Genomic DNA, 18316 nt, shown 5'->3' with positions numbered 1-18316 from the left:
GCCTTTTTCATGGGCTCCGGCTTCACGCGAAGTCTGGGCTGTCTTCGTCTCAGGAAGGTCTCGGCAGTGAGCGACGAGAAGAACGGTTCCAATGCGGGCGGTCCTGGTGGAATGGGCCCCAAGAAGCCGAAGGCGACCTTCGGAGACGTGATGCTCGGCATTCCTTCGGGCGGCGCGAGCCGTGGTGAGGGAGGTCGTGGCGGCGGCGGCGGCGGTCGCGGAGGCGAGCGCGGCGGTCCCGGTCAGGGGCGCGATGCGCAGCCGCGCCCCGCGGGAGGAGCGCCCCGCGAGGAGCGCCCTCCGCGGGGTGGTGACCGAGGGGGTGAGCGCCGCGGTGGTGGCGAGCGCCGTCCGTCGGGGCCCATGGTCGTCGTGAAGCGTGCGTCGGGTGCCATCGAAACGCGGGGGCCGGTGGGTGAGCAGCCCGCCGAGGCGACCGCGACGGCGGAGGCCACCACGGCCGAGGCCGAGGCCTCCGGCGCCACTCCGACGCCGCGCCCTGTCGTGCCGACGCCGGCGCCTTCCACGGCGCTGTACGAGGAGGTCCCCGAGTCCCAGTCCTTCGCCGAGATGTTCGAGGCGCAGGCCAAGGACGGTGGCGCTCCGGGTCGTCGGGGCGTGCGCCTGGGCGAGAAGGTCAAGGGCACCATCTTCCAGCTCGGCGCGGACACCGCGTTCGTGTCGCTGGAGGGTTCGGCCAAGAGCGAGGCGATGATTGAGCTGCGCGAGCTCAAGGACGACGAGGGCATCCTGCGCTTCGGCGTCGGCGACAGCCTGGAGGCGCACGTCATCGAGGTGGGTGCCAAGGGCATCGTCCTGAGCCGCGCGCTGGCCAAGGGCAGTGCGTCCATGGCGATGCTGGCCGAGGCTCGCGCTTCCGGCATGCCCGTCGAGGGCATGGTGCTGAGCGTGAACAAGGGCGGCGTCGAGGTCGCCATCGGCGACCAGCGCGCCTTCTGCCCCATCAGCCAGCTGGACCTGCGCTACGTGGAGAAGCCGGATCAGTTCATCGGCGAGAAGCTCAAGTTCCGCGTCACGGAAGTGCGTGACCGCAACGTGGTGCTGTCGCGCCGCTCGCTGCTCGAGGACGAGCAGCGCCAGCTCGCCTCGGAGACGCGCAAGACCCTGTCCCAGGGCAGCATCGTCAAGGGCAAGGTCTCTGGCGTGCGCGACTTCGGCGTGTTCGTGGACCTGGGCGGCGTGGAGGGGATGATCCCCGTCTCCGAGCTCTCGTACACGCGCGTGGGTCACCCCAGCGACGTGGTGAAGTCCGGTGACGAGGTGGAGGTGGAGATCCTGCGCATGGAGGCCGCGCAGCCCAACTCGCCCGACAAGACCAAGCAGAAGGAGCGCATCACGCTGTCCATGCGCTCGCGGCAGGAGGACCCGTTCAAGAAGGCGATCTCCGAGATCAAGGAGGGCGACCGCCTGCAGGGCAAGGTCGTCCGCCTCCAGCAGTTCGGCGCCTTCGTGGAGCTGCGTCCCGGCGTGGACGGCCTGGTCCACATCTCCGCCCTGAGCGATCGCCGCATCGCGCACCCGCGCGACGTCGTGAAGGAAGGCGAGACCATCTGGGTCGCCGTCGAGAAGATCGACGCGAACGACAAGCGCATCGGCCTGCGCCGCATCACCGAGGAGGAGGCGCAGCGTCCTCCCGAGGAGCGCACGGCTCCGGTGGCGGCCGAGAAGACCGCGCCCTCGGCTCCGGCCGCTCCCCGTCCCAAGGCGGGGCAGGTGGTCGTGGGCAAGGTGGACCGCATCGAGCCCTACGGCGTGTTCCTCCAGTTCCCGGGTGGCAAGGGTCTGCTCCCCGCCAGCGAGACGGGCACCGAGCGCGGCACGGATCTGCGCAAGCACTACGCGCTCGGTCAGGAGGTGAAGGTGGCGATTCTCGACATCGACGCCTCCGGCAAGATTCGTCTGTCCGTCACCGCCGCGGTGCGCGCCGAGGAGCGTGCCGAGGTGGAGGAGTGGCAGAAGACGCAGCAGCCGCAGGGTGTCGCCGCTGGCAAGAAGGGCTTCGGCACGCTCGCCGATCTCTTCAGCAAGTTCGGCAAGTGATTCACCGCGACCGAGCACGTTTGAAGCGTGTTCGGGTTCGCGGGAAATAGATGTTGCAGTCCACGGCGAGGGGCGGTACTACCTCCCTCGCCGCTGACGCGGGGTGGAGCAGCCTGGTAGCTCGTCGGGCTCATAACCCGAAGGTCGCAGGTTCAAATCCTGCCCCCGCAATTAGGAATGCCAGAGGCCCGGAGAATAGAAAGCCGGGCCTCTGGTGTTTATTGGCAAACACAACATGTCGCGGGGTGGAGCAGCCTGGTAGCTCGTCGGGCTCATAACCCGAAGGTCGCAGGTTCAAATCCTGCCCCCGCAACTTGGTGTCTTTTGAAGCCTGTCTGGCTTCAGAGGCGCCGCAAGGTTGAAGACCCCGGTCGCCAGAGATGGTGGCCGGGGTTTTCTCTTTTGGTGCGCTCGTGCCTCCGCTCGCCGCGCGCGCCTGCTCCTCACGTGCTGGGTTTGCTCCGGGCAGGGGAGGGGGGCTGCTCGCGAGGTGGATTGTCCGGGGCTCGACAGCCACCTGGACTCCGCGTCCTGTCTGGCTTGACACCAGAGAACCAGGGTAGGTCCGTCAGCACTGGAATGTGGCCCACGGACATTGCAGACCCTTGTTCTGCCTGGGGATCTTTCCGGACGAGTCTCCCGTGGATACGGAAATCTCCCGCCATCGTAGAAAAAACCGCGATGTCGCCTTTCAACTTACATCAGTAAAGGCACTAATCTCTCCAACAGGTGACAAATTGTCACCTGGGAGCCAATCAGAACAGACCTGAACTTCCGGCGAGATTGTCGGAAAGCGACGTATCGGGTCTCCCGGGCGGCTCCCACCCCGCGCAATCCCATGGGAGCACCCCCACGTGAGAAGGTTGGTTGCCAAGCTGTCCGGCCTGGCGCTGGTACTTTCAGGTACCGGCTCCTTCGCCAGGACGCTGCCGAACTACGACGCATTCCTTGAGGCGAAGCCCGCGAGCCGCACCGCCGCGAGCTTCAAGCCGGTGGACGCCGACACGAATGTCCGTGTCACCCACCGCGACGAGCACACCGGCGCCCCCCGCTTCCTGTGGGCCAATGGTGGCGCTCAGACGAACAACAAGCTGAAGGCGCAGTACGCCAGCATGGCGCCGGCGCAGGCGGCCCTCGCCCAGCTCAACGACTACACGGCGATGTACGGCGTGAAGTCGTTCGAGGCGGCCGGTGCGCGCGTCTCCGGTGTCAAGGAGCTGACCGCGGGCGTCAAGGTCGTCACCGTGGCGCAGGAGCTCTCCGGCGTCGAGGTGTTCCGCCAGAGCCTCCGGATGCTCTTGAACAAGAACAACGAGCTGGTGTCGATCTCCGGCACCATCTCCGAGCACGTGACGGAGTCGCACACCGTCCCCGAGCGCCTGCGGTTCAAGCTGTCCGCGAAGTCCGCCATCGCCGCCGCCTACCAGGATGTCACCGGCTCGGCGCTCGACGGCAGCCTGCTGGCGGAAGTGAAGAGCGCGAAGTCCACGGGGCGCTACACGCACTACACCCTGGCCTCGTACGCGCGGCCTCAGGAAGCGGGCCTCCGCGAGCCCGCCCGTGCCAAGCAGGTCTACTACGAGCTGCCGAACACGCTGGTGCCCGCGTACTACGTCGAGGTCTTCACCGGCCGCGTGGACAGTGTCGGTTCGGACGCCTACTCGTACGTCATCTCCGCGTTGGATGGCCGAGTGCTGTCTCGCAAGGACCTGCGCGAGCAGGCCGCCTTCAGCTACCGCGTCTTCGCGGACTCCACCCCCCCGTATACGCCTCACGACGGCCCCGCGGGCACGAACGCCACGCCGCACCCGGACGGTGCGCCGACGGGCTTCCGGCCCGCGTTCGTTCCCCCCGCGCTCGTCACCCTGCAGAACGCGCCCTTCAGCCAGAACGACCCGTGGCTGCCGGCCGGTGCCACGGTGACGACCGGTAACAACGTGGACGCGTACGCGGACCTCGTGGCTCCGGACAACTACAACGAGGGCGACCTTCGCCCCACCGTCACGGCTCCTGGCGTGTTCGACCGCACGATGCTGTTCGACATCCAGCCGAACGCCAACGCCGAGCAGATCTCCGCGGCGACGACCAGCTTGTTCTTCCTGAACAACTGGCTGCACGACTGGTACTACGACACCGGGTTCGACGAGTCCGCGGGCAACGCGCAGTCCGACAACTTCGGGCGTGGCGGCTTGGGAAGCGATCCCCTCCTGGCGCAGGCGCAGGATTACAGCGGGATGGACAACGCCAACATGACGACGCCGGCGGATGGTTTTCCGCCGAAAATGCAGATGTACCGCTTCAGCGGCCCCCGCGATGCGAATCTGACGGTGAATGCCCCGGCCAACGTCGCGGGTACCTATGCCGTCGGTATCGCGTCGGGCATGGGCGCTCAAGTGTTCGACATGGTGGGCGACGTCGTCATCGGGTTGGATGGCGTGACCGCGCCCGGAACGTCCCCGACGGACGGCTGCACCGCGCTGACCAACGCGGCGGCGGTGGCTGGCAACATCGTCCTCATCGACCGCGGTAACTGCGACTTCCTCGTCAAGGCCACCGTGGCCCAGGCCGCGGGCGCGCGGGGCATGATCATCGCCGACAATGCCGCCGGCCCTGTCGCGGACATGGGGGGCACTTCGGCCACCATCACCATCCCCTTGCTGCGCATCACCCTGGCGGATGGCAACCTGCTCCGCAACGCCCCGAGCCTCAACGTGCGCATGTTCCGCGCGCCGAGCATCGGCCCGGACGGCACCGTCGACAACATCATCGTCGCGCACGAGTGGGGGCACTACATCAGCAACCGCCTCGTCCTGAACTCCTCGGGTCTGGTCAACCAACAGGGCCGTTCCATGGGTGAGGGCTGGGCTGACTTCCACGCGCTGCTCATGGTGACCCGGCCGGAGGACATCAACGTCCCCTCCAATCCCAACTGGACGGGCGCGTACGGCGCCGCCGAGTTCGCCCCGCGCTACGGCGCTAGCTCTCCCGACAGCGCGTTCTACGGCATCCGCCGCGTGACGTACTCCTCCGACATGGCGAAGAACGCGCTGACGTTCCGCCACATCTCGAACTCGTCGCCCCTGCCCACCACGGCGCCCATCCTCCCGAACGCCAGCGTGAACTCGCAGTTCCACAACTCCGGTGAGGTGTGGGCCACCATGCTCTGGGAGGCCTATACGTCGCTCTTGCGCGTGCACCCGTTCCAGGTCGCCCAGGACCGGATGAAGCAGTACATCGTCCTGGGATACATGCAGACGCCGTTCGCGCCCACCTTCCTGGAGGCTCGTGACGCCATCCTCGCGGGTGCCTATGCCGTGGACCCCGCGGATGCCGAGCGCCTGTGGGTGGCCTTCGCCAAGCGCGGTGCCGGTGTCGGCGCCGTGGGCCCGTCCTACGTCTCCACCAACCACGAGGGTGTGGTGGAGAGCTTCCGCACCGGTCCCGCCCTGGGACTCGTGGGCGCGACGCTGTCCGACGACCTGCCTACCAGTTCGTGTGATCGCGACGGCGTGCTCGACAATGGTGAGACGGGCCGCGTCGTCGTCACCATCGCGAACACCGGCTCGCACCCCGCGCGCAATGGCTCCGTCACCATCTTCTCGCCGACGCGTGGTGTCGTCATCAGCAACGGGGGCTTTGTCCGGCTGCCGGAGATCCCTGTCTTCGGTGAGACGACGGTGTCGCTGCCCGTGACGCTGACGGGCGCCGCGCCGAGCTCCGTCGCGGAGTTCATCATCTCCTTCCGCGATGAGAACCAGGCGAGCCCTGGCGACGTGATCGCATCGCTGGCCGCGATGACCAACTACGACGAGGTTCCGGAGAGCAGCCGCACGGAGACCGTCCAGTCCAACCCCGCGACGCTCCCCTGGGAGCTGGAGTCCAGCGAGGCGCCGCGCATCATCGAGACCTACTTCGGGCTCATCTACTTGGACGAGGCGTACGTCGACCGCGCCTTCTTCGGCGAGGACCTGGGGGTCCCCACGGACTTCTGGCTGAAGACGCCGCCGCTCCAGGTGAGCGCCACCGCGCCGTTCATCGTCAGCTTCGACCACGCCTACGATTTCGAAGCCGACGAGGACTTCAACTACGACGGCGCCGTCATCGAACTCACCCAGGACAATGGTCAGACGTGGATTGACATCGGTGGCCCCCTGTACGGCGGCGTGCTGGACACTGCTCCGGGCGTGTTGAACCCCCTGCAGGGTCGGCAGGCCATCGTCGGCACGAGCGCGAACTTCCCCACGCTCAACGCCGCGTCGCTGGACCTGGGCACCACGTACGCTGGCCAGACGGTCCAGATCCGCTTCCGCATCGGCACCGACAACGCCGTCGGCGCGACGGGCTGGGCGCTGGACAACCTGTCCTTCAGCGGCATCGACAACACCCCGTTCACCGCGCTGGCGGCGGACGACAACGTGTGTCTGAACCGTCCTCCGGTGGCCAACGCCGGTGCGGATCAGATCGTCAACGAGCGCACCGCGGTGACGGTGGCGGGCAGCGCGACGGACGCCGACGGCGATGCGCTCACGTACACCTGGACGCAGTTCTCCGGCTCGGCGGTGACGCTGTCCGGTGCCGACACGGCCACGGTGACCTTCACGGCCCCTGAAGTGGCGTCGGACCGCGACATCGTCCTGCGCCTGGTGGTCAGCGACGGCAGCCTGACCTCCACGGACTACGTGACGGTGCGCATCCTCAACGTCAACCGCGTTCCCTCGGTGAACGCGGGCCTGGACGGCGCCGCGGATGAGCGTGGCAGCTACACCCTGTCCGGCTCCGCGAGCGACGCGGACGGCGACAGCATCACCTACCTCTGGACGCAGGTGTCCGGCACCCCGGTGGCGCTGACGGGCTACACGGCGGCCTCCGCCACGTTCGCGACCCCCGAGGTGGACTTCGACACGACGCTCACGTTCCGCCTCACCGTCTCCGACGGCAAGGTCAGCGTGAACGACACCGTGGACGTGGTCATCCGCGACGTGAACCGCGCCCCCGTCGTCACCGCCTCGTCGGTGACGGTCGACGAGCGCAGCACCGCCACCCTCGCGGCCACGGCCTCGGATGCGGACGGTGACACCCTGACGTACGAGTGGACGCAGCTGTCCGGCCCGGCGGTGACGCTGTCCGGTGCGGACACCGCGAACGCTTCCTTCGCGACGGGCGAAGTGGCCGCCAACGCCGTCCTCACCTTCCGGGTGACGGTGTCGGATGGCACGGCGTCCGCCACGCAGGACGTGACGGTGAACGTGCTCCACATCAACCGCGCTCCGACGGTGAACGCGGGCCTGGATGGCTCCGTGAACGAGCGCGCCGTGGCCACGCTGAGCGGCTCGGCGAGCGACGCGGATGACGACACCCTGACGTACACCTGGGTGCAGACGGCCGGTACGCCGGTGGGCATCACCAACGCCACCTCGGCCATCGCCACCTTCACCGCGCCGGAGACGGCGACCGGTGAGACGCTGACCTTCCGCCTGACGGTGAGCGACGGCAGCTCCACCGCCAGCGACACGGTCAACGTGCAGGTCAACCCGGTGAACCGCGCCCCGGCGGTGACGGCCTCTGCCGTCACGGTCAACGAGCGCGCTCCCGCCACGCTCACCGCCTTCGGGACGGACCCGGACGGTGACACGCTGACCTACGCCTGGGCGCAGCTGACCGGCACGGCGGTGACGCTGTCCGGTGCGACCACCGCGACGGCCACCTTCACGGCCCCCGAGGTCACCACGACTGGCACCCTGACGTTCCGGGTGACGGTGACGGATGGTCCGGAGACCGCTACCCACGACGTGACGGTGACGGTGCTCAACGTCAACCTCGCGCCGACGGCGAACGCGGGTGCGGCGGCCTCCGCCGTGTCCGGTACGACTGTGACGCTGGATGGCAGCGCGAGCAGCGATCCGGACTCCACTCCGGTGACGTACGCGTGGACGCAGGTCAGCGGCCCGTCCGTGGCGCTGTCCGACGCCACGGCGGCCCAGCCGTCCTTCACCGCTCCTTCGGTGCAGGCGCAGCGCGACCTGGTGTTCAGCCTGGTCGTGAGTGACGGGGTGGCGATCAGCGCGGCCTCCCTGGTGGTCATCACCATCAACCCGACGGACATCCCGAACCGGGCTCCGGTGGTGACCGCGTCCGCGGTGACGGCCGATGAGCGGAGCACTGTCTCCCTCGTGGCCCATGCCTCGGATGAGGACGGCGACACGCTGACCTACGCGTGGACGCAGCTGACGGGCACCAACGTGACGCTGCAGAACGCCAACACCGCGACCGCGACGTTCGACGCGGGCGAAGTGGATGCCAACGCGGCGCTGTCGTTCCGCGTGACGGTGTCGGATGGCACGGTCTCTGTGACCACGGATGTGGCGGTGACGGTGCGCAACGTGAACCGTGCTCCCACGGCGGACGCGGGCGCGGCGGCTTCCGCTCAGTCTGGCGCCACCGTGACGCTGAATGGCAGCGCGAGCAGCGATCCGGACTCCACTCCGGTGACGTACGCGTGGACGCAGGTCAGCGGCCCGACGGTGGCGCTGTCCGATGCCACGGCGGCCCAGCCCAGCTTCACCGCCCCTGCGGTGACGGCTGATCGTGACCTGGTGTTCAGCCTGGTGGTGAGCGACGGGGCGGCGAGCAGCACGGCCTCCCTGGTGGTCATCACCGTGACCGCCGCGCCGGTGGAGAACACGGCGCCGGTGGCCAAGGCTCGCATCATCCTCAATGGCAGCCAGACGTCGATGACCCTCGACGGCTCGGCTTCCAGCGACGCGAATGGCGATGTCCTGACCTACAAGTGGGAGCAGACGGGCGGCCCGGGCGTCACGCTCAACGAGTCGACCAAGGCGGTGCTCAGCGTGGACGTTCCGGAGCTGGATGACGACAGCGCCACGTTCTCGTTCAAGCTGACGGTGAAGGACTCCAAGGGTGCCACCCACAGCGTCACGGTGGAGGCCACGGCCACCCCGGATGATGGTGGTGGTTGCTCGTCCACGGGCGCGGGTGCTCCGGCGGGCATGCTTGCCCTGGCGCTCCTCAGCCTGCTGCACCGTCGTCGCCGCCTGAACTGAGTCGGACGCCGCCTCCCTTCGAGGAGGCGGCTCCCTCCGGGGACGGGCGCCTGACAGGCCCGCACCCGGAGGCACACCACTCGCTTCAGCGGTCCTGAGAGCTCTCGAAGTCCGACGGCCGGCATCCTCTCGCGAGGGTGTCGGCCGTTGCTCATTCCGGCGCCGTTGGCGGGGTGGTGAAGGTGACTGGTGCACGAATCCGCCGCGCGGCGCGCTGGCGGCCTCTCGTGCTGGGGCAGGCTCGGCGCGCGTGTGGCCCGGCCGGGCCGCCGCCCTCCGTCCATGTTCCCTCTCGCCTCCGCCGCGCCGCCGTTCCTGCAGGAGATTGTCATCCTGATCGCCGCGGGCGCGGTGATGGCCTACGTGGGCCATCGCTTCCGGCTGGTGCCCATCGTCGGCTTCCTGCTCGCGGGCGCGCTGATTGGACCCAACTCCCTGGCCCTGGTGAAGGACCTGGAGCTGGTCAACTCCGCCGCGGAGCTGGGCGTCATCCTGCTGCTGTTCAGCATCGGGCTGGAGTTCAGCCTGGAGAAGCTGTCCCGCCTCAAGCTGCTCCTGTTCGGAGGAGGAGGGCTCCAGGTGGGGCTGGCCTCCGTGGGGATGATGGGCCTGCTGATGTTGTTCGGCGTGGCGTGGCGCCCCGCGCTGTTCACCGGCTTCCTGGTGGCGCTGTCCTCCACCGCCATCGTCCTCAAGCTGCTCGGAGACAGGGGAGGCACGTCGTCCGACGTGGGCCAGGTGTCCCTGGGGCTGCTCATCTTCCAGGACCTCGCGGTGGTGATGATGGTGCTGCTCGTTCCAGTGCTGGCGGGGAAGGGGGACACACCGCTTCACTTCGTGTGGGCGTTCGCCAAGGCGATCGGCATCATCATCGCGGTGCTGGTGGTGGCGCGACGACTGATGCCCCGGCTGCTGGAGGTGGTGGCCCGCACGTGCTCGCCGGAGCTGTTCCTGCTCACCGTCATCGCCGTGTGCTTCGGCACCGCATACCTCACCAGCCTCGCGGGCGTCAGCGTGTCGTTGGGGGCCTTCCTCGCGGGCCTCGTCGTCAGCGAGAGCCGCTTCAGTGAACACGCCTTCGGAGAGATCCTCCCGCTCCAGATCCTCTTCAGCGCCACGTTCTTCGTCTCCGTGGGCATGTTGCTGGACGTGGGCTTCCTCGTGGCGCACCTGCCCGAGGTGTTGCTGGCCATCGTCGCGGTGCTCGTCGTGAAGGCGGTGACGACGGGCATCAGCGTGCTGGCGCTCGGCTATCGACCACCCGTGGCGGTGGAGAGCGCGCTGCTCCTGGCCCAGGTGGGGGAGTTCTCCTTCGTGCTGGAGCGCAGCGGCCGGAAGCTGGGGTTGTTTCCAGCGGGACTCCCCGAGGGCTCCCAGGCCTTCATCGCGGCCACGGTGATGCTGATGGTGCTCACGCCGCTGCTGTCCCGGCTGGGCGTCTGGGCGGGCGGTCGGCTCACCCGCAGAGGTCACCGCGCGATGGCGCAGGAGAGCCCCACGACGGATGAGTCCGAGGCGCTCGCGGCGGAGTCCTTCGCCCGCTTCGAGAACCACATCATCGTCGCGGGCTATGGAGACGGGGCGCGCAGACTGTCGCGCGTGCTGCGGGGCTCGGGCATCCCGTTCCTGGTCACCACCTTGAGTCCCCAGGGGGCGAACGAGGCGGAGGCCGAGGGCATGGCGGTGCTGCGCGGCGACTATGCGCGTCAGCGCACGCTGCGCGTCGCGGGCATCCAGCGCGCGAAGCTCCTGATGGTGGTCGATGACGAGGTCGCCATGGCCCACCGCGTGGTGGCCGTGGCGCGGATGGAGAACCCGACGCTGCGACTGGTGGCGCGCGTCCGCACCGTCGCGGACGTGGAGCCGATGAGCACGGCCGGCGCGGATGTCGTCGTGTGCGAGGAGCTGGAGAGCCTGGTGGCCGTGCTGTCCTCGGTGCTCGAGGACTACCGACAGTCGCCGGAGGAAATCGAGGACCACGAGGACGCCGTGCGGCGCTCCGGCTACGCGGCGCTGCGTCTGTCGGGCTCCCTGGAGAAGCCCCTGCTCGTGTGCGCGCTGGAAGATGACTGCCTCGGCTCGCGCCGCGTGACGGTCCGCCCCGGTGCGCCCGTCGTCGGGATGACGGTGGAGGCGCTGGTCCAGCGCGCGGGGGGCGCGCTCCAGGTCCTGTCCCTGCGAAGGGACGGAGCGCTGCTGTCACAGGTGGGACCCCACCTGCGCTTCGAGTCGGGGGATGAGCTGGTCCTCAAGGGCGCGGTCTCCGTCTTCGAGCGCGGCGCCGAGCTGTTCCGCGCGCCACCCCCGGAGGGCGTGGAGGTGGATACCTCCTCGCCGGCTCCCACCGCACCGCGCACGGCGGCGGAGCTCATCGACCCGCAGGCCACCATCGAGTTCCATCCGAAGGAGGGCACGGGCCCTTGTGGCCACCTGGATCAACTGCGCCCCGTGCGGCCCCGGACGAAGGGCTGCGAGGAGTGTCTCAAGCTCCACGACACCTGGGTGCACTTGAGGTTGTGCATGACGTGCGGCCACGTGGGGTGCTGCGACGACTCGAAGAACAAGCACGCGACGCGGCACTTCCACGACACGGCACACCCGCTCATCCGCTCGCTGGAGCCCGGTGAGAACTGGGGCTGGTGCTACCTGGACCAGGTCCAGCTCGAGAATGAAGCCCCGCCGTCACGCCCGTGAGGCGCGTGGCCCCGTGCTCAGAGGGGCCTCACATGCTCGGCGAGCTGACCGGTGGCGATGAGCTCCTGGAGCTCGTCTCCCATCCGCTCGCTCTCGGCGACCACCTGGTTCCAGGCGCGGATGCGCGCGGTGTCCGTCATCCGCTCGAAGTCGATGCGGTCCGGAATCTTTCCACCGGGCAGCCTCGCGACCAGCTCCGGGGAAGGGGAGATGAGCAGCGCCCTCCGGAAGTTCTCCGGCCGCGCCCGTCGCCAGCGCAGGGCCTTGTCGAACCAGCCGGGCACCACGTACGGATAGAAGTGCGGGTACAGCACCAGGCCTTCACCGGGACCGAAGTCCAGGTCCAGGTGGTAGTCGATGACGCCGCCATCCCGGTACACGCCCGGATGCGCGCCGGGGATGCGCACGCCGCTGAGCACCAGCGGAATCGAGCCCGAGGCGATGAGCGCCGGCTTCAGGTTCTCCGCCGTCAAGGGCAGGTGGACGGAGGGCAGGTCCTTCTGGCGCGTGAAGGGGCTGGTGTCTCCCGCCGTGTCGAAGATGACGCGGCGCAGGTGGAGGCTCAGGCTCTTGCGGCTCACCACGTTGCCCATGGCGCACAGCGCCAACCCCAGGAGCTGCACGCGGGGATGCTCCACGCCCATGGGTCCGCGACACAGCGCGGTGACGATGTGCAGCCGCGCCCACGGGTGGTGGAGGATCTCCTGCAGGCCGTCGTCACCCAGGAGCGCGTCGAGGATTCGCTCGCTCGTCTCGCTCACCAGGGCGGGGGAGGGCTTGGGCGGATAGCGCTGGTCGATGTACGCCGCCTCGAAGCGGCGCAGCGCGGACACCGGGTCGTTCTGGGCCAGACACGCCAGCCGCCAGCTCCCGATGGAGCTGCCAATCAGATGCAGGGGTCGGGTGCGCCCCTTGAAGAGCTCGCCGAACAGGGCGCGATCCAACCCCGCCAGCACCAACCACTTGGGGCCACCAGAAGCCCCAGGAACGACATCCACGTCGTCACCGCGCAGCCCTCGCGCCCGCAAGAGCCGCAGCGCGTCAGGTCCCGCGAGAAGCGTCAGATTCGAGGCCATGTCGGCCTGGCACCGTAACAGGAGCGTGCGCGACGCGCGGGACTTCCGCGTCCGGGGCCGCCTCGCTTGCGACAAGCCATGCGCCACTGCTGTACTGCGCACGCCCCCATGAAAAAGCCCACGCCGCCCGGTCATCGTTCCTGGGAAATGAGCCGTCGTGCCTTCCTCGGAGGCACGGCCGCCGTCACGGCCCTGTCCTCGCTCGACGTCTCCGCGAACCCCGAGGGCCAGGCCGCGCCTTCAGCCAGTCGCTTCGACCTGGAGGAGGCCACCATCGCCGACCTTCAAGCCGGCATGGGCGAAGGGACGTACACCGCGCACGGCCTCACGGAGCGCTACCTGGCGCGCATCGCGGCCATGGACCGCACCGGTTCGCTGCCGCTGCTCTCCGTCATCGAGCTGAACCCGGACGCGCTCGCCATCGCGCGGGCGTTGGACCAGGAGCGCAAGGAGAAGGGCGCGCGCGGTCCGTTGCACGGCATCCCCGTGCTCATCAAGGACAACATCGCCACGGCGGACCGGATGCAGACGACCGCGGGCTCGCTCGCGCTCGTCGGCGCCGTGCCCTCGCGAGATGCGTTCGTGGTGGAGCGCTTGCGCGCGGCGGGCGCCGTCATCCTCGGCAAGACGAACCTCAGCGAGTGGGCCAACTTCCGCTCCACGCGCTCCGCCAGCGGCTGGAGTGGACGCGGTGGCCAGTGCCGCAATCCCTACGCGCTGGACAGGTCTCCCTCGGGCTCCAGCTCGGGCTCGGGCGCCGCCACGGCCGCGAACCTGTGCGTCGTGTCCGTGGGCACGGAGACGGACGGCTCCATCGTGTCGCCCTCCGCGGCGTGCTCGCTCGTGGGGCTCAAGCCCACGGTGGGGCTCGTCAGCCGCTCGGGCATCATCCCCATCTCCCACAGCCAGGACACCGCGGGCCCGATGACGCGCACGGTGGCGGATGCCGCCGCGCTGCTCACCGTGCTCGCCGGAGTCGACGCCGCCGACGTGGCGACGGCCGCGAGCAAGGGTCGCACGGGGCTCGACTACACGAAGTTCCTGGACGCCGACGGGCTGAGGGGCGCGCGCATCGGCGTTCCTCGCGAGCGCTTCTTCGGCTACCACGCCGCCACGGACGCGCTGATGGAGCAGGCCCTGGAGGTCATGAAGTCCAAGGGCGCCATCCTCGTGGACCCGGCCTCCATCCCCAACGCACCCAAGCTGGATGACCCCGAGTTCGAGGTCCTGCTGTACGAGTTCAAGGCCGGCACGGAGGCCTGGCTCGCGAGCCTGGGAGACAGGACGAAGCTGCGCACGCTCGGGGACCTCATCCGCTTCAACGAGGAGCACCAGGACGTGGAGATGCCGTACTTCGGCCAGGAGCTGCTGCGTCAGGCGCAGGCGCGCGGGCCGCTCTCCGACGCGAAGTACCTCAAGGCCCTGGCCACCAGCCGCAAGCTGTCTCGCGCGCAGGGCATCGACGCGGTGATGAACAAGCACCGACTGGATGCACTCGTCGCGCCCACGCAGGCGCCTCCGGGGCTCATCGACCTGGTGAACGGAGACCACTGGCTGGGCAGCAGCTCCACGCCGGCCGCCGTCTCCGGCTACGCCACCCTCACCGTGCCCGCGGGCTACGTGCGCGGACTGCCCGTGGGGCTGTCGTTCATCGGTCGAGCATGGAGCGAGCCCACGTTGCTCAAGCTCGCCCATGCGTATGAGCAGGCCACGCGGCACCGACGTCCGCCTGGCTTCGTGCCCACCGCGGACCTGCGCCTCGTCGCCGGGCGTTGAGTCCGCGCGAAGCTCAAGGAGGCGATGCCGCCCAGGGAAGCGTCGCCTGCATCACCGCCTCGTGCAGCGCGGCCGTGCGCAGGTGGCTGAAGCGCTGGTAGTCGGGGTCGTTCACCATCTGGAGGAACGCGGCGCGGCTCGGGTAGCGGACAATCATCACCGCGTCCCAGCTTTGCCCCGGCTCGGCGACCAGCGCGGTGGAGCCGTCGCCCGCATAGAGCGGCTGGGCGCCCGCCTTGATCATGAAAGGCATGATGGCGTTCGCATACTCCGCGAACGAGGCCCGGCCCCCTTCCTTGAACCGCACCAGGTTCATCATCACCAGCGGTCCCCCGGGGTCTTCCTGGATGAAGCGCTGAACATCGGTGCCCTGCGGATCGACAGCCACGGTGCCTCCTGAACGACGAATCGGTCCGCCCCCCATCGAGACGGCGAATCATTGTCTCTCAGTCTCTCCGTGCTTTGAACCCGGCACAGGACAGACCCGGGAGCCCTCAAAACTGGGGCCCCCACCACCCACGACTCTCAGGAGACGGGAGACGAGCCCAGGGCCGACGCAAGGACGCCGGGCATCCGAGCGACCCGCGCGGCGACGACATCACGGCCTTGCCGAGATTTCAGATGTTTCAGGTATCGCGGCGCTCGCGCTGCGCATCCAGATAGGCGGCGAAGCCGGCCTTGGACTGGATGCGAAAGGCCGGCAGGCGGGCGAGGGCGTCTGGCGGGAAGACGTACTGCTCACAGACGAGGCTGGCGCGCTGTGTGTCGTCCTGGGCGCCGAGGAACGGCTGCACCTCGTGCTGGAGATGGCCCTGGAAGTGAACCAGCAGCCCGGGCCGAGGCCGCACTTCGCCCACGCGGTGGTTGTCGTGAAGCAGCCGAAGCGCGCCGCCGCGCGCGCCCCGTGGCATCTGGAGATACAGCACGCTCACGTGTCGGGGCGTGGCATCGGCGACGCCGCTGGGGCCCTGCAATGTCGCATCGATGTGTCGGCCCACGCCCTTGCCCGCATCGAGCAACAGCAGGTTCAGATAGAACGCGTTGGGTATCGGCTGTCGCGAACCGAACAACCGCTCACGCCACGGCAGCAGCCCGCGCGCGCTGTCCGGTGCCAGCACTCGCGCGAGGTATGCGCGCAGGAACGGGAAGCGCGCCTCCAGGGTGCTCCGACCTTCATGTGTGAAGATGAAGGCGAAGCCCCGACTCGCCTGGAACGTGCCCATGAGCGGACTGCGGGCCACGAAACGCGAGCCCAGCAGGGCGTCTCGCAGTGACTCCAACTCCACTGTGGGGAGAGCTTGACGGTGGCTGATGTATGCGCGCACGACAAAAGGCCGGGAATGCGAGGGAACTGACCAATAGTGCTTTTACAGCCTACCTTTTAGGTTCCAGAATTGCCGCGTCTCACTCCCTCCCCCCGCGCAAGGTCCCCCCCTGCATGAGCCAGCAACCTCGTCCCATCAACGCCGCTCCTGTCTCTCCCAGCTCACCTCCGCCCGCAGCCGTGATGACACAGATGGTCTACGGCTTCTGGGTCTCCCGCAGCCTGCAGATCATGGCGGAGCTTGGCATCGCGGACACCATCGGTGATGTGCCCAAGAGCGTGGAGGAGCTCGCGCAGGCGAGCGGCACCCATGTTCCGGCGCTGCGACGCATGCTCCGACTCCTGACCGGCCTGGGGGTGCTGGTCAAGGACGAGCAGAGCCAGCGTTTCGGCCTCACGGAGCTGGGCAACATGTTGCGCAAGGACAGCCCAGGCTCGGTGTACGGCTCGCTGCGCGCGCACGGCCACCTGCTGTCCTGGCAGGCGTGGGGAGACCTGGTGTCGTCGCTGAAGACGGGGCAGCCCTCCGTGGAGAAGTTCATGGGGGACAGCTTCTTCGGCTACATGTCCAAGCACCCGGAGGACGCGGCCATCTTCAACGGCAGCATGGCCGCGTATCAGAGCCTCAACGCTCCGGCGGTGGTGGGCGCGTATGACTTCTCCACCGCGAAGTCCGTGGTGGACGTGGGCGGTGGAACGGGCACGTTGCTGGCGCACATCCTCCAGTCCCATCCGAACCTCCGGGGCGCGCTCTTCGAGCTGCCGCACGTCAAGGCGGAGGCCACCGCGCGCCTGACGAACCTGGGTGTGGCGTCACGCGCCGAGGTGCTGGAGGGCAACTTCTTCGAGAAGATTCCGTCGGGCCACGACATCTACATCCTGTCGCAGATCCTCCATGACTGGGACGACGAGCGCAGCCTGAAGATCCTCACCAACATGCGCGAGGCGATGCATCCGGGAGCGAAGCTGCTCATCGTGGAGACGGTGCTTCCGGGCGACAACGTGTCGCACTTCGGCAACCTCTACGACATGGCCATGCTGGTGCTGGTGGGCGGCCAGGAGCGCACCGGGGTGGAGTACACCGCGCTGGTGGAGAAGGCCGGGCTGCGCATCCACCGCGTGCTGCCCACGTACATGCCGCCCAGCGTGGTGGAGGTCGTCCCCGCCTGAGTCGAACGGCCGGCGGCCCGGCGTCGCATCACGCGCCGGGCCGGCGCTCCCCGACGACTTCAGCAGGTGGAGCAGGGCCTCCTTCGCGCCGTGGCCGTGGTGGCGACGGCATCGTCCTTCTGTCCGGGTGAAGGTGGACCCCGGACCTGTCGAGGCCCGGCCCTCCAGGCGCTGCGCGGCCGAGGGCGGCTGGGCGATGCGGGCTCTGCTCGGTGGCTCGGCGAGCGTCCGGCCCGGAAATCGACGGGGGCGGTTTTCGGAGAGAATCAGGGTCGATTAGAGTCCCGGGCGACGATGACGCCCTTCTTCGACGCCATCCTCGCGTTTCCGACCGCGATCTTCACCACGGCAATGGGCGTGGTGCTCACTTATTGGCTGTTCGTCATCATCGGAGCAGTGGGTATCGACCTGCTCGATGGCGGTCACGTCGACTTCGAATCTGGCGGAAAGGCACTGGGAGCGGCGTTCGAGGGTGGGGGCAAGGCCCTCGCCGGGACGCTGGAGGGTGGGGCGAAGGCGGCGGGCGAGGCCATCCAGGGCGGCGGCAAGGCCATGGGCGCGCATGACCACGACGCGCACATGGAAGGCGGCATCCTCTCCACGCTGGGCTTCGCGGGCATTCCCCTTACGGTCTCCGTGAGCCTCGTCTCGTTCTTCTCGTGGTTCCTGTCGCTCCTGGCCACGCCTCCCGCGCACGCGCTGCTGGGGGGCGTGCTGCCCTCGTGGCTGCTCAACAGCACGGTGGGCATCCTGTGCTTCATCGCGGGGCTGGTGATCTCCGGCATCTCCGTGCGGCCGCTGCGCCCCGTCTTCGTGGCGCGCAAGGCGCCGGGTCGCGACTCGCTGATGGGCCGGGTGTGCACCATCTCCAGCGGCGGCGTCACGGACCGCAACGGCCACGCGACGTTCGAGGACGGCGAGGCGGGCTTCATCTTGAACGTGGTCTGCTCGAAGAAGAACGGGCTCAAGCGGGGAGATCCCGCGCTGGTGCTGTCGTACGACGCCCAGCGGGATGTCTACGAGGTGGAGCCCGTGGACTGGCTGATGCCAGAAGAGATGGACCAGCTTCGCGACCCCGCGCGGGCCGCGGCGCTGGCCCGCTCTCGAGCGCGCACATGACTTGAGTCGAGGCGCGGTCCGCTCAGGGGGGCGGA

The 18316-nt window shown here is 68.7% G+C and carries 9 protein-coding genes and 2 tRNA genes; 8 read left to right on the top strand and 3 right to left on the bottom strand.

Annotated features, from left to right (window positions below; genetic code table 11):
* The first annotated feature begins 111 nt into the window (after window positions 1-111).
* The 5 genes from ACN469_RS29660 to ACN469_RS29640 all read left to right on the top strand — a co-directional run bounded on the left by ACN469_RS29660 (window position 112) and on the right by ACN469_RS29640 (window position 11816).
* Window positions 112-2061, top strand: coding sequence for a S1 RNA-binding domain-containing protein (locus ACN469_RS29660; RefSeq protein ID WP_498773353.1), 1950 nt, complete (start codon window positions 112-114; stop codon window positions 2059-2061).
* A 97-nt stretch (window positions 2062-2158) separates the two neighbouring features.
* Window positions 2159-2232: transfer RNA gene (locus tag ACN469_RS29655), tRNA-Met, on the top strand.
* Window positions 2233-2300: 68 nt separating this feature from the next.
* Window positions 2301-2374 (top strand) — tRNA-Met (locus ACN469_RS29650).
* A gap of 541 nt (window positions 2375-2915) precedes the next feature.
* Entirely contained in the window at window positions 2916-9122 is a 6207-nt protein-coding gene (locus tag ACN469_RS29645) for a myxosortase-dependent M36 family metallopeptidase (protein WP_498773221.1), read from the top strand.
* A 282-nt stretch (window positions 9123-9404) separates the two neighbouring features.
* Window positions 9405-11816, top strand: coding sequence for a cation:proton antiporter domain-containing protein (locus tag ACN469_RS29640; protein ID WP_498773219.1), 2412 nt, complete (start codon window positions 9405-9407; stop codon window positions 11814-11816).
* Window positions 11817-11833: 17 nt separating this feature from the next.
* Here the strand turns inward: ACN469_RS29640 and ACN469_RS29635 are convergent, their stop codons facing one another.
* On the bottom strand, window positions 11834-12892 hold the full coding sequence (locus ACN469_RS29635; protein WP_498773217.1) for a patatin-like phospholipase family protein: 1059 nt from the start codon (window positions 12890-12892) through the stop codon (window positions 11834-11836).
* Window positions 12893-13000: 108 nt separating this feature from the next.
* Between ACN469_RS29635 and ACN469_RS29630 the strand changes: the two genes are divergently transcribed.
* Complete coding sequence (locus tag ACN469_RS29630) at window positions 13001-14668, top strand: amidase (RefSeq protein ID WP_498773215.1); 1668 nt, start codon at window positions 13001-13003, stop codon at window positions 14666-14668.
* A 13-nt stretch (window positions 14669-14681) separates the two neighbouring features.
* Here ACN469_RS29630 and ACN469_RS29625 read toward each other — a convergent pair whose 3' ends face one another.
* Window positions 14682-15056, bottom strand: a complete 375-nt coding sequence (locus ACN469_RS29625; RefSeq protein ID WP_498773213.1) for a DUF1330 domain-containing protein — start codon at window positions 15054-15056, stop codon at window positions 14682-14684.
* A 238-nt stretch (window positions 15057-15294) separates the two neighbouring features.
* Window positions 15295-15993: a 2OG-Fe(II) oxygenase family protein gene (locus tag ACN469_RS29620; RefSeq protein WP_498773211.1), complete on the bottom strand. Its 699-nt coding sequence runs from the start codon at window positions 15991-15993 to the stop codon at window positions 15295-15297.
* Window positions 15994-16106: 113 nt separating this feature from the next.
* On the opposite strand from ACN469_RS29620, the gene ACN469_RS29615 reads away from it, so the two are divergent.
* Together ACN469_RS29615 and ACN469_RS29610 are read left to right on the top strand one after the other, a co-directional pair.
* The gene (locus ACN469_RS29615) at window positions 16107-17162 is read left to right on the top strand and encodes a methyltransferase (protein WP_498773209.1); all 1056 of its coding nucleotides are present in this window, start codon (window positions 16107-16109) and stop codon (window positions 17160-17162) included.
* A gap of 294 nt (window positions 17163-17456) precedes the next feature.
* Window positions 17457-18281: a hypothetical protein gene (locus ACN469_RS29610; RefSeq protein WP_498773207.1), complete on the top strand. Its 825-nt coding sequence runs from the start codon at window positions 17457-17459 to the stop codon at window positions 18279-18281.
* Window positions 18282-18316 lie beyond the last annotated feature (35 nt).

This window comes from Corallococcus terminator (assembly GCF_049194865.1).
Taxonomy (GTDB): domain Bacteria; phylum Myxococcota; class Myxococcia; order Myxococcales; family Myxococcaceae; genus Myxococcus; species Myxococcus terminator_A.
Note: the sequence above shows the minus strand (reverse complement) of the source record. Positions and strands in the feature narration are given on the sequence as shown.